The sequence below is a fragment of the Streptomyces sp. NPDC058955 genome, from assembly GCF_042741435.1.
GTDB lineage: Bacteria > Actinomycetota > Actinomycetes > Streptomycetales > Streptomycetaceae > Streptomyces.
Window position 1 is genome coordinate 19,398 of the sequence record NZ_JBHYKM010000073.1, and the last position, 10,930, is coordinate 30,327.

Genomic DNA, 10,930 nt, shown 5'->3' on the forward strand with positions numbered 1-10,930 from the left:
AACCCGGCGGGGGCCCCCCCGGACACCCCCCCCGCCCCCCCCCCGGGACCTGCGGAAGCGCTGGTCGTCAGCCCTTGCGGGCCTGGACCTCCTGGGTCAGGACCGGGACGACGTCGAACAGGTCGCCCACCACGCCGTAGTCGACGAGGTCGAAGATCGGGGCCTCGGCGTCCTTGTTGATGGCGACGATGGTCTTCGAGGTCTGCATGCCGGCGCGGTGCTGGATCGCGCCGGAGATGCCCGCCGCGATGTACAGCTGCGGGGAGACCGACTTGCCGGTCTGGCCGACCTGGTTGGAGTGCGGGTACCAGCCGGCGTCCACCGCGGCGCGGGAGGCGCCGACGGCCGCGCCGAGCGAGTCGGCGAGGGCCTCGATGATCGCGAAGTTCTCGGCGCCGTTGACGCCGCGGCCGCCGGAGACCACGATCGCGGCCTCGGTCAGCTCCGGGCGACCGGTCGACTCGCGGGCGGTGCGGGAGGTGATCTTGGTGCCGTGGGCCTTCTCCGAGAAGGAGACGGCGAGCGCCTCGACGGCGCCGGCGGCCGGGGCGGCCTCGACCGGGGCCGAGTTCGGCTTGACCGTGATGACCGGGGTGCCCTTGGAGACGCGGGACTTGGTCGTGTACGAGGCGGCGAAGGCCGACTGCGTCGCGACCGGGCCCTCGGCACCGGCCTCCAGGTCCACGGCGTCGGTGATGATGCCGGAGCCGATGCGGACCGCGAGACGGGCCGCGATCTCCTTGTTCTCGGCGGAGGAGGGGACGAGCACGGCGGCCGGGGAGACGGCCTCGTACGCGGCCTGGAGGGCCTCGACCTTCGGGACGACGAGGTACTCGGCGAACTCGGGGGCGTCGGCGGTGAGGACCTTCACGGCGCCGTGCTCGGCGAGCACGGCGGCGGTGTCGGCGGCGCCGTTGCCCAGCGCGACGGCGACCGGCTCGCCGATGCGGCGGGCGAGGGTCAGCAGCTCCAGGGTGGGCTTGCGGACGGCTCCGTCGACGTGGTCGACGTAGACGAGAATCTCAGCCATGGGACTTCAATCTCCTGCGAACGAAAGGGGGGCAGTCTGTACGGCTCGCGCGAGCCCTAGATGAACTTCTGGCTCGCGAGGAACTCGGCCAGCTGCTTGCCGCCCTCGCCCTCGTCCTTGACGATCGTGCCCGCGGTGCGCGCCGGACGCTCGTCGGCGGAGTCCACGGCGGTCCAGGAACCCGCCAGGCCGACCTCGTCCGCGTCGAGGTCCAGGTCGTCGAGCTCCAGCTCCTCGACCGGCTTCTTCTTGGCGGCCATGATGCCCTTGAAGGACGGGTAGCGGGCCTCGCCCGACTGGTCCGTCACGGAGACGACGGCCGGGAGGGACGCCTCCAGCTGCTCGGAGGCGGTGTCGCCGTCACGGCGGCCGGTCACCTTGCCGTCCTCGACCTTGACCTCGGAGAGCAGGGTGACCTGCGGGACGCCCAGGCGCTCGGCCAGGATCGCCGGGAGGACACCCATGGTGCCGTCGGTGGACGCCATGCCGGCGATGACCAGGTCGTAGCCGGTCTTCTCGATCGCCTTGGCGAGCACCAGCGAGGTGGCCATGACGTCGGAGCCGTGGATGTCCTCGTCGTCGACGTGGACGGCCTTGTCGGCGCCCATCGACAGCGCCTTGCGCAGCGCGTCGCGCGCGTCCTCGGGGCCGACGGTGAGGACGGTGACCTCGGCGTCGTCCGCCTCCTCGGCGATCTGCAGCGCCTGCTCGACCGCGTACTCGTCGAGCTCCGACAGCAGACCGTCGACGTCCTCGCGGTCGACCGTCAGGTCGTCGGCGAACTTCCGGTCGCCAGTGGCGTCCGGCACGTACTTCACACAGACAACGATCCTCAAGCTCACGCCGGCTCTCCTACTGCATCGTCATAACTGGGCTGCCTTGTTGCTCGCAGCATAGGCGCCTGAAGGGCGGGTTTCCGGTCGGGGCGCCGGACGCCCCGACCAGATATTACTCGTCAGTACACCCAGTTCGTGACCATTGAGCAAGCGCTCAGCCATGTGATCTGGCCAACCCTCGCGGGAGGGCCGTCACGGGAACCCTCAGTCGCGCAGCGCGTTGAAGCGCCCGTGGTGGTAGAGCAGCGGGCGGCCCGCGCCGTCGGGGTCGCCGGCGACCGCCTCGGCTATCACGATCCGGTGGTCCCCGGCGGGCACCCGGGCCACCACCCGGCACACCAGCCAGGCCAGGACGCCGTCGAGCACGGGCACGCCCTCGGGGCCCCGGCTCCAGCGGGTCGGCTCGGCGAACCGGTCGGCGCCGCTGCGCGCGAAGGTGGCCGCAAGCTCCTCCTGGTGCTCGCCGAGTATGTGCACGCCGATGTGCTCGGCGTCGGCCACCACGGGCCAGCTGGAGGAGCCGGTGCCCACGCCGAAGGAGATCAGCGGCGGGTCGGCGGCGACGGAGTTGAGCGAGGTGGCGGTGAAACCGACGGGGTGCTCACCGTGGGCGGTGATCACCGCGACGCCTGCGGCGTGGCGGCGGAAGACGGAGCGGAGCAGGTCGGGCGAGGCGGACCTGGGGGCGCCGATCGTGGGAGCGGTACGGAGCTCGGGCGAAACCGTCATGGAGTTGTCCTTCGAGCGGGGTGGCATGGAGCGGGGTCCGGGGGCGTCAGAAGCCCGGACAGCGCGCGCTCGCATGACGGCCCAGGTCCACATGGGCCCGGCCGTGGAGAAGGAGTTCACCGGTCACTCCGTCAGGGTGACGAGGAGTGACGGCCCCGGTCAAGTGCGTACCGGCATGTGGGAGATGTGTCACCGCGTCAGGGACCCGCGGCCGGCCGGTCCGGGAGCGCGCGGCCGAGGGCGGCGATGACGTCGGCCCTGCGGGGCTGCCCGGCGGCCCGGCGGACGATCCGGCCGGCCGCGTCGAGGACGAGGACGGTCGGCGTACGGGTGACGCCGAGCGCGCGGACCAGGCCGAGGTGCTCCTCGGCGTCGATCTCCACGTGGGCGACGCCCGGCACCATGGCGGCGACCTCGGCGAGGGTGCGGCGGGTGGCCCTGCAGGGCTGGCAGAAGGCGCTGGAGAACTGGACGAGGGTGGCCCGCTCGCCGAACTCCGCGCCGCCGAGCTGTTCCGGCCCGAGCCGTTCCGTGGTGTCCGCCGTCATCCCTGTTCCCTCGTTCCGCGTCCTTCTCTTCGGTGCAGCGTCGCACGGCACCGTCGGATTCCCGTCACGACCACCGCGAGTGACGAGAATCTCCCCGTACGAAGCCGCCTGGACTGGTCACAGCGCCCCACATGCGGCACGATCTGCCCAAAGCCGAAAACCTACGGCCGCGTAACTTCGCCGGGAGAGCCCTCCCAAAAGGCACAGACGAAGGGGTACCTCTCCCATGGCAGAACTCGTGTACCGACCGGTGGTCGGCGCCGCGCTCACCATGTTCAAGGCGCTCGACCTCAAGATCGACACACAGGGTTCGGAGCACATCCCGCGCACCGGCGGTGCCGTCCTGGTCAGCAACCACATCAGCTACCTGGACTTCATCTTCAACGGTCTGGCCGCGCTGCCCCAGAAGCGCCTGGTGCGCTTCATGGCGAAGGAGTCGGTCTTCCGGCACAAGGTCTCCGGGCCGCTGATGCGGGCCATGAAGCACATCCCGGTGGACCGCGCCCAGGGCGAGCACGCGTACCAGCACGCCCTGGCGGCGCTGCGGGCGGGCGAGATCGTCGGCGTCTTCCCCGAGGCGACCATCTCGGAGTCCTTCACGCTGAAGAGCTTCAAGTCGGGTGCGGCCCGGCTCGCCCAGGAGGCCGGGGTGCCGCTGATCCCGATGGCCCTGTGGGGCACGCAGCGGATCTGGACGAAGGGCCGGCCGCGGAACTTCAAGCGGGCGCACATCCCGGTGACGATCCGGGTCGGGGAGCCGATGGAGGCGCCCTCCGACCAGTACGCTGGCGCGATCACCCGGCGGCTGCGCGAGCGCGTCCAGGAGCTCCTGGAGGCCGCGCAGCGCGCCTATCCGGTGCGCCCGAAGGACGCCGCGGACACCTGGTGGATCCCGGCGCATCTGGGCGGCACGGCGCCGACCCCGGAGCAGCTGAAGGCCTCCGGGAAGTAGCTCCCGGACGAAGTCACTCGGGGTCGCGGACGGTGATCCGGGCCCCGGGAGCCGTTCGGTTCTTCGGAACTCACAGCTCCGTGGGGAGCGTCCGCCAGAGGTACGGCCGGTCGGGGGCGGCGCGCAGGACCCGGAGGACCACCGGGTGGGGCTCATCGTGGAGGACCGGGTAGTCCACTTCGCCGTACTCCGGTCGTACGGTCCAGGCCAGCCGCTCCTCGCCCACGGAGAACTGGGCGTCCACTCCCGGCGGCACGTTTCCGCGCACGTCCTGGCGGGCCCACCGCCGCTCGCCCGGCAGCTTCACCGCGACGAGGCCGTGGATCACCGGGTTCGAGCCGTCGTCGTCCGCGAGCCGCTGGTAGCAGAGGGCGGCGGGGAGGCCCCGGGCCCGCAGGAGCGCGGCGTACGCGATCGACTTGGCGTAGCAGATGCCGGTGCCCTGCTCCAGGACGTCGGAGGCGCGCCAGGTGACGCGCGGGTCGCCGGAGTCCTGGGAGTGCGGGATGGTGTCGCGCACGAAGACATAGGCCGCTTCGGCGTATGAGTATGCGTCGGGGTGGTCGGCGGCGATGCGCTCTGCGGTGGCCCGGACGAGCGGGTGGTCGTGGTCGACGGCCTCACCGACGGCCAGGTAGGCGCCGATGTCCGGGTTCTGCTGAATGAGCTCCATGATCCGCGAGCATAGGTATGCGGCCGAGTGGCGTCAATGACTTTCCACTCGACCGCATACCTATTCAACTACTGGCGGGCCAGCTCTTCCTTCAGGGCCTGGAGGAAGGCGTCGACGTCGTCCTCCGTGGTGTCGAAGGAGCACATCCAGCGCACGTCGCCGGCCTGCTCGTCCCAGAAGTAGAAGCGGAAGCGCTTCTGGAGCCGGCGGCTGACCTCGTGCGGGAGCCGCGCGAAGACCGCGTTGGCCTGCACCGGGTAGAGGATCTCGACCCCGTCCAGGGCGCGCACGCCGTCCGCGAGGCGGCGGGCCATCGCGTTGGCGTGCCGGGCGTTGCGCAGCCACAGGTCCTTGGCGAGCAGCGCCTCCAGCTGCACCGACAGGAAGCGCATCTTGGACGCGAGCTGCATGGACAGCTTGCGCAGGTGCTTCATGTGGCTGACCGCGTCCGGGTTGAGGACGATCACGGCCTCGCCGAAGAGCATGCCGTTCTTGGTGCCGCCGTACGAGATGACGTCGACGCCCACCGCGTTGGTGAAGGCGCGCATCGGCACGTCGAGCGAGGCGGCCGCGTTGGCTATCCGGGCGCCGTCGAGGTGCACCTTCATGCCCTTGGAGTGGGCGTGCTCCACGATGGCGCGGATCTCGTCCACGGTGTAGACGGTGCCCAGCTCGGTGTTCTGGGTGATCGAGACGACCTGGGGCATCGCCCGGTGCTCGTCCTCCCAGCCCCACGCCTGCCGGTCGATCAGCTCGGGCGTGAGCTTGCCGTCCGGGGTCGGCACGGTGAGCAGCTTGAGGCCGCCCATGCGCTCCGGCGCGCCGCCCTCGTCCACGTTGATGTGGGCGGACTCGGCGCAGATCACGGCGCCCCAGCGGTCGGTGAGCGCCTGGAGGGCGGTCACGTTCGCTCCGGTGCCGTTGAAGACCGGGAACGCCTCGGCGAGCGGGCCGAAGTGGCTGTGGATGATCCGCTGGAGGTGGTCGGTGTACTCGTCCTCGCCGTAGGCGACCTGGTGGCCGTCGTTGGCGAGGGCGATCGCGGCGAGCACCTCGGGGTGGACGCCGGCGTAGTTGTCGCTCGCGAAGCCCCGGACCGACGGGTCGTGGTGACGACGGGCGTCGGTCCGGTGTCCGAGGGCGGCGGTCACGGTGCGGGGGTCAGCCACAGGCGCTGTCCATTCACTTCCTGGGCGGGCCGGTCCCACAGACCGGCGATCTCGTCGGCCAGGTCCTTCACGTCGGTGAAGCCCGCGAACTTCGCGTTGGGGCGTTCGGCGCGCATGGCGTCGTGCACCAATGCCTTGATCACCAGGATCGTAGCCGCGGCCTGCGGGCCGTCCTCGCCCCCCAGCTTGCGGAAGGAGTCGGCCATGGCCAGCGTCCACGCCTCGGCGGCGGCCTTGCCGGCGTTGTACGCGGCGTTGTTGGCCTGCGGCTTGTGGGCGCCGACCTGGCTGACCAGGGCGTAGCGGCCGCGGCCGCCGCTGCGGATCAGGGCGTCGTGGAAGGCGAGCGAGGTGTGCTGGACCGTGCGGATCAGGAGCTTCTCCAGGAAGTCCCAGTCCTTGAGGTCGGTCTCGGTGAAGGAGGAGCTGCCGCGCCAGCCGCCCACGAGGTGGACGAGCCCGTCGACGCGCCCGAACTCCTTCTCCGTCTTGTCGACCCACGCGCGCGTGGCGTCGAGGTCGAGGAGGTCGACGGTCTCGCCGACGACCTTGGCGCCCTGGGTCTCGCGGGCGGCCTCGACCGCCTCGGCGAGCCGGGCCGGGTCGGCGTCGGCGGCGACCACGGTCGCGCCGGCGCCGGCGAGGCGGAGCAGCGCCGCCCGGCCGGCGGGGCCGGCCGCGCCGGCCACCGCGATGACGGCCCCGTCGAGGGGTCCACCGTTTCCGTTGGCGTTCATGGGCGACTCCTCCGTGTGCTCCGTACCGTCGGTCACGCGGCGGCCCGCTCGGGCATGTCCGCGGCGGTGATCCCCTTGGTGCCGGCGATCACGCCCTTCATCTTCTTGGAAAGGGCCTCGAAGAACATGCTGAGCGGAAACTCGTCGGGAAGCACGTCGTCGACGAGCTTGCGCGGCGGGAGGGAGAGGTCCAGGGCGTCGGGGCCCTTGGCCCACTTGGAGCCCGGGTGCGGGGCGAGGTAGCCGGAGACGAACTCGTACGCCTTGAACCAGTGCACGAGCTTCGGGCGGTCGATGCCGTCGCGGTAGAGGGTCTCGATGTCGGCGCAGAGGCGGTTGGTGACCTCGGGGGCGCGCTCCCAGTCGATGGTGAGGACGTTGTCCGTCCAGCGCACCACGTCGTTCTTGTGGAGGTACGCGAAGAGGAGCTGGCCGCCCAGGCCGTCGTAGTTGCGGTTGCGGTCGCCGGTGAGCGGGAAGCGGAACATCCGGTCGAAGAGGACCGCGTACTGCACGTCGCGGCCGTGCTCGTTCCCCTCGGCCTCCAGCTTCACGGCCTCCTTGAAGGCGGTGAGGTCGCAGCGGAGCTCCTCCAGGCCGTACATCCAGAACGGCTGGCGCTGCTTGATCATGAAGGGGTCGAAGGGCAGGTCGCCGCGGCTGTGGGCGCGGTCGTGGACCAGGTCCCAGAGGACGAACGCCTGCTCGCAGCGGGTCTGGTCGTCGAGCATGGCGGCGATGTCCGCGGGCAGCCTCAGGCCCAGGGTGTCGACGGCGGCCTCGGTGACCTTGCGGAAGCGCGCGGCCTCGCGGTCGCAGAAGATGCCGCCCCAGGTGAAGCGCTCGGGGACCTCGCGGACGGCGACGGTCTCCGGGAAGAGGACGGCCGAGTTGGTGTCGTACCCGGCGGTGAAGTCCTCGAAGGTGATGCCGCAGAAGCCCGGGTTGTCGTAGCGGGTGGCCTCCAGCTCGGAGAGCCACTCGGGCCAGACCATGCGGAGCACGACGGCCTCGAAGTTGCGGTCCGGGTTGCCGTTCTGCGTGTACATCGGGAAGAGCACGAGGTGCTGGAGCCCGTCCGCGCGGGAGGCGGCCGGGTGGAAGACCATCAGCGAGTCCAGGAAGTCCGGCACGCCGAAGCCGCCCTCGGACCACTTGCGCAGGTCGGCGACGAGCGCGCGGTGGTACTCGGCGTCGTGCGGCACGAGCGGGGAGAGCTGCTCGACGGCGGCCACCATGCGGTCCACGGCCAGCTCGACGAGGGCACGGGCGGGCGCGCCCTCGGCGTCGAGGTCCACGGACCCGTCGGCGCTCTGCCAGACCCGGATCTCCTCCACGGCGTTCTTGAGCTCCGGCCAGGCAGGGTGGTCGATCACGCGGGCATCGGTGGCTATCCCCCCACCGGTCACGTCCTGCACAAGAATTTCCGTCATGCCTCTTCCTCCACAGGAGAACCTTGCGTAAAGGAACCGTATCCACGCAGGACGCGTCCCCGCAAGAGGGCCAAGAGAAATTCTCCCGTGCGACACCCTCCCTACCGCATTTTTTCCTGTCGACCGGGGGGTGAGCGCGTGCTTCCGCCGGAAGGATCAGACCAGGGGCTTCACCAGGAGCTCGAAGCGGAGGTCCTCGCGCCGGGGCACGCCGAAGCGCTCGTCGCCGTACGGGAAGGGGCTCGTCTCGCCCGTGCGCCGGTAGCCGCGCCGCTCGTACCAGGCGATCAGCTCCTCCCGGGCGGTGATCACCGTCATGTGCATCTCGCGGACGTCCCACAGCGCGCGGACCCGCCGCTCGGCCTCCGCGATGATCCGCTTGCCGAGACCGGCGCCCTGGAGCTCGGGCCGGACCGCGAACATGCCGAAGTAGGCGGCCTCGCCGCGGTGCTCCAGCTGGCAGCAGGCGACGGTCTCGCCGTCCCGCTCCACCAGCAGCAGCACGCTGCCCGGGGCGGAGATCACGGCGGCCACGCCGTCCGGGTCGGTCCGCTGCCCGTCCAGCAGGTCCGCCTCGGTCGTCCAGCCGGCCCGGCTCGCGTCGCCCCGGTAGGCCGACTCGACCAGCGGCACCACGACGGCGACGTCGTCCAGCACCGCCTGCCGGTACGTGACGGTGCCGGGCTCCTGGCTCTCGGCGGTGTCGGGAACGGGCGTGGCGGTGTCCATCGTGCGGGGCTCCCCTCGGGCGCTGTGGATCGGCGTACGCGATCGTTCCGAGCCTAACGCGCGCCACCGCACTCCCTTTCGTACGCCTGTGCGCGCCCGTGCGCCCGCGTGCGCGCTCGCCGTCGCGGGCAGCCTCCCCGGTGGGGTACGAGTCGAGGGGGAGGTGTGCCGTGCACGGACCGGCCCTGTCCGGCTGGCTGCTCGTCGCGCTCTGCGCGGCCAGCGGGGCCTACTGTCTGCTGCGGATGCGGGCGTGCGCCGGCGAGGAGCGCCGGGCCGCCCGCGCCGAGGCGGTGATGGGCTTCGGGATGGCCGCGATGGCGCTGCCCGCGGCGGTCGTCGGCCCGCCGTCCTGGAGCTGGGCGGTGTACGCGGCGCTGTTCGGCGCGGTGGCGCTGGGCGACCTGTTCGCGGCCCGCCGCGACGCCCACCGGCTGCACCACGCGGTCGGCTCCCTCGCCATGCTCTACATGGCCTTCGCGATGGCCCCGGCGGCCGGCGCGGCACAGGGGGTGCACGGGGCGCACGGCGCGGGCGCGGTGGGCGGCATACCCCTGCTCACCGGCGGGCTGCTCCTCTACTACGGGGTGTACGTGCTCCGCACCGGCGCCCGGCTCGTCCCGGTCGCGCCGCACCCGCGTCCGGCCGGCGCGGCGGGGGCCGCGGGGGCCGACGCGTGGGCGACCCGGCCGGAGCTCACCGTGGTGTGCCGGCTCTCGATGGGGCTCGCCATGCTGGCGATGCTGTCCACGCTCTGAGTCCCGTTCCCCGCGCGGGCGTTCGGGCCGGCGCGGGCCGAAACCGTGGCGTGCGTCACTTGGCCGGTGAGGCCATACCCCCGGGGAGCACCCCGCTCATAGGCTGACGCCATGTCGGTCTCCCTCGCACTGCTGCTGCTCGGCGTCCTGACCGCTCTCACCGCTCCCCGGCTGCTGGCCCGGGCCGACTGGGTGGAGCGGGAACCGGTCGTGGCGCTCTGGGTGTGGCAGTGCGTGGTGGCCGCGGTGCTGGTCAGCTTCGCGCTGTCGATGACGTTCAGCGCGGCCGCCGCCTGGCAGGAGGTGCGCGGGCAGGTGTTCGCGCCCGCGCCGCGCGCGGTGGTCGACGCGTACGAGCTCTCCACCGGCGGCGGCCCCTGGTCGGCGGTGATCGCCGTGGTCCTGGCGGCCGGCGGGCTGTGGTCGGGCGCCATGCTCGGGCGGGAGATCGGGCTGGCCCGCGCCCGCCGCCGGCAGCGCCGGGCCGACCTGCTGGTCCGCGCCCCGCAGTTGCCCGGCGAGGAGGAGGCCGCCGGACGGCTGGTCGTCCTGGAGGGCGAGCGCCCCGACGCCTGGTGGCTGCCCGGGACCACCCCCCGGCTGGTCGTCACCACCGCCGCCCTGCGCCGGCTGAAGGGCCGCCAGCTCGACGCGCTCCTCGCCCACGAGCAGGGCCACGCCCGGGCCCGGCACGACTGGCTGCTGCACTGCTCCGGCGCGCTGGCCGCCGGCTTCCCCGGCGTCCCGGTCTTCACCGCCTTCCGCGAGGAGATGCACCGGCTGGTCGAGCTGGCCGCCGACGACGTGGCCTCGCGGCGCTTCGGCCGGCTCACCATCGCGCTCGCGCTGGTGGAACTGAACGAGGAGCGGGGGGTGTTCGGCGCCGCGCCCGGCACCGGCCCGCTCGCCGGACTCCCCCAGCGGGTCGACCGGCTGCTCACCGCCGCGCCGAGACTGCCCGCGACCCGGCGCCTGGGCCTCACGGCGACCGCCGCGCTGGTCCCGGTCGTCCCGCTGCTCGTCGCCTTCTATCCGGGCCTGGCCGCGCTGGGCTAGGACGTGACCCCCACGACGGCCCGCGCGCGTCCCGGTGTTGCGCGGGGCGGTTCGCGGCGACCGGTCCGGCAGGATCGTGGAATGCGCAATTCCGCCGTGGTCTCCGGGGGCCTCGCCCTGCTGCTGCTCGTGCTCGTGGTGGCCGGCTGGTCCCCGCTGCTCTCCTTCGACCGCGCGGTCGAGGGGCGGCCCCCCCCCCCCCCCCGCCCCCGCCCCCCCCCCCCCCCCGCCACACCCCGCGGGTCTCGGAACGGGGGGGGAGGGCGGGGAGGCGCGGCGC

The 10,930-nt window shown here is 72.5% G+C and carries 12 protein-coding genes; 3 read left to right on the top strand and 9 right to left on the bottom strand.

The window, feature by feature from the left end:
* Positions 1–67: 67 nt before the first annotated feature.
* The 4 genes from ACFW1I_RS24940 to ACFW1I_RS24955 form a co-directional block, all read right to left on the bottom strand.
* Positions 68–1,030 (bottom strand): electron transfer flavoprotein subunit alpha/FixB family protein, encoded by a 963-nt coding sequence (locus tag ACFW1I_RS24940; RefSeq protein ID WP_384673790.1) that lies wholly within the window; start codon positions 1,028–1,030, stop codon positions 68–70.
* 56 nt (positions 1,031–1,086) lie between these two features.
* Positions 1,087–1,872 carry an electron transfer flavoprotein subunit beta/FixA family protein gene (locus ACFW1I_RS24945; RefSeq protein WP_384673793.1) on the bottom strand — a complete coding sequence of 262 codons (786 nt, stop codon included), beginning with the start codon at positions 1,870–1,872 and terminating at the stop codon, positions 1,087–1,089.
* Positions 1,873–2,070: 198 nt separating this feature from the next.
* Positions 2,071–2,595, bottom strand: coding sequence for a flavin reductase family protein (locus ACFW1I_RS24950; RefSeq protein WP_384673796.1), 525 nt, complete (start codon positions 2,593–2,595; stop codon positions 2,071–2,073).
* 197 nt (positions 2,596–2,792) lie between these two features.
* Positions 2,793–3,143, bottom strand: coding sequence for a TlpA family protein disulfide reductase (locus tag ACFW1I_RS24955; protein WP_384673799.1), 351 nt, complete (start codon positions 3,141–3,143; stop codon positions 2,793–2,795).
* Positions 3,144–3,369: 226 nt separating this feature from the next.
* Between ACFW1I_RS24955 and ACFW1I_RS24960 the strand changes: the two genes are divergently transcribed.
* Positions 3,370–4,095 carry a lysophospholipid acyltransferase family protein gene (locus tag ACFW1I_RS24960; RefSeq protein WP_384673802.1) on the top strand — a complete coding sequence of 242 codons (726 nt, stop codon included), beginning with the start codon at positions 3,370–3,372 and terminating at the stop codon, positions 4,093–4,095.
* A gap of 70 nt (positions 4,096–4,165) precedes the next feature.
* Here the strand turns inward: ACFW1I_RS24960 and ACFW1I_RS24965 are convergent, their stop codons facing one another.
* The 5 genes from ACFW1I_RS24965 to ACFW1I_RS24985 all read right to left on the bottom strand — a co-directional run bounded on the left by ACFW1I_RS24965 (position 4,166) and on the right by ACFW1I_RS24985 (position 8,836).
* Entirely contained in the window at positions 4,166–4,768 is a 603-nt protein-coding gene (locus ACFW1I_RS24965) for a transglutaminase family protein (protein ID WP_384673804.1), read from the bottom strand.
* Positions 4,769–4,836: 68 nt separating this feature from the next.
* Positions 4,837–5,937 (bottom strand): threonine aldolase family protein, encoded by a 1,101-nt coding sequence (locus ACFW1I_RS24970; protein WP_384673807.1) that lies wholly within the window; start codon positions 5,935–5,937, stop codon positions 4,837–4,839.
* On the bottom strand, positions 5,916–6,674 hold the full coding sequence (locus ACFW1I_RS24975) for an SDR family NAD(P)-dependent oxidoreductase (RefSeq protein ID WP_384673810.1): 759 nt from the start codon (positions 6,672–6,674) through the stop codon (positions 5,916–5,918). The genes ACFW1I_RS24970 and ACFW1I_RS24975 overlap by 22 nt, the downstream gene beginning before the upstream one ends.
* Before the next feature lie 32 nt (positions 6,675–6,706).
* Complete coding sequence (locus ACFW1I_RS24980; RefSeq protein ID WP_384673812.1) at positions 6,707–8,107, bottom strand: DUF6421 family protein; 1,401 nt, start codon at positions 8,105–8,107, stop codon at positions 6,707–6,709.
* Between the two features lie 156 nt (positions 8,108–8,263).
* The gene (locus ACFW1I_RS24985) at positions 8,264–8,836 is read right to left on the bottom strand and encodes a GNAT family N-acetyltransferase (RefSeq protein ID WP_384673815.1); all 573 of its coding nucleotides are present in this window, start codon (positions 8,834–8,836) and stop codon (positions 8,264–8,266) included.
* Positions 8,837–9,006: 170 nt separating this feature from the next.
* On the opposite strand from ACFW1I_RS24985, the gene ACFW1I_RS24990 reads away from it, so the two are divergent.
* Positions 9,007–9,594 carry a DUF5134 domain-containing protein gene (locus tag ACFW1I_RS24990; protein ID WP_384673817.1) on the top strand — a complete coding sequence of 196 codons (588 nt, stop codon included), beginning with the start codon at positions 9,007–9,009 and terminating at the stop codon, positions 9,592–9,594.
* 111 nt (positions 9,595–9,705) lie between these two features.
* The gene (locus tag ACFW1I_RS24995) at positions 9,706–10,650 is read left to right on the top strand and encodes a M56 family metallopeptidase (RefSeq protein WP_384673820.1); all 945 of its coding nucleotides are present in this window, start codon (positions 9,706–9,708) and stop codon (positions 10,648–10,650) included.
* Positions 10,651–10,930 lie beyond the last annotated feature (280 nt).

Coding starts and splice junctions, on each gene's coding strand:
- ACFW1I_RS24950 (WP_384673796.1), bottom strand. CDS start 2,595: ATGACGGTTTCGCCCGAGCTCCGTACCGCTCCCACGATCGGCGCCCCC.
- ACFW1I_RS24985 (WP_384673815.1), bottom strand. CDS start 8,836: ATGGACACCGCCACGCCCGTTCCCGACACCGCCGAGAGCCAGGAGCCC.
- ACFW1I_RS24960 (WP_384673802.1), top strand. CDS start 3,370: ATGGCAGAACTCGTGTACCGACCGGTGGTCGGCGCCGCGCTCACCATG.
- ACFW1I_RS24940 (WP_384673790.1), bottom strand. CDS start 1,030: ATGGCTGAGATTCTCGTCTACGTCGACCACGTCGACGGAGCCGTCCGC.
- ACFW1I_RS24965 (WP_384673804.1), bottom strand. CDS start 4,768: ATGGAGCTCATTCAGCAGAACCCGGACATCGGCGCCTACCTGGCCGTC.
- ACFW1I_RS24995 (WP_384673820.1), top strand. CDS start 9,706: ATGTCGGTCTCCCTCGCACTGCTGCTGCTCGGCGTCCTGACCGCTCTC.
- ACFW1I_RS24980 (WP_384673812.1), bottom strand. CDS start 8,107: ATGACGGAAATTCTTGTGCAGGACGTGACCGGTGGGGGGATAGCCACC.
- ACFW1I_RS24975 (WP_384673810.1), bottom strand. CDS start 6,674: ATGAACGCCAACGGAAACGGTGGACCCCTCGACGGGGCCGTCATCGCG.
- ACFW1I_RS24955 (WP_384673799.1), bottom strand. CDS start 3,143: ATGACGGCGGACACCACGGAACGGCTCGGGCCGGAACAGCTCGGCGGC.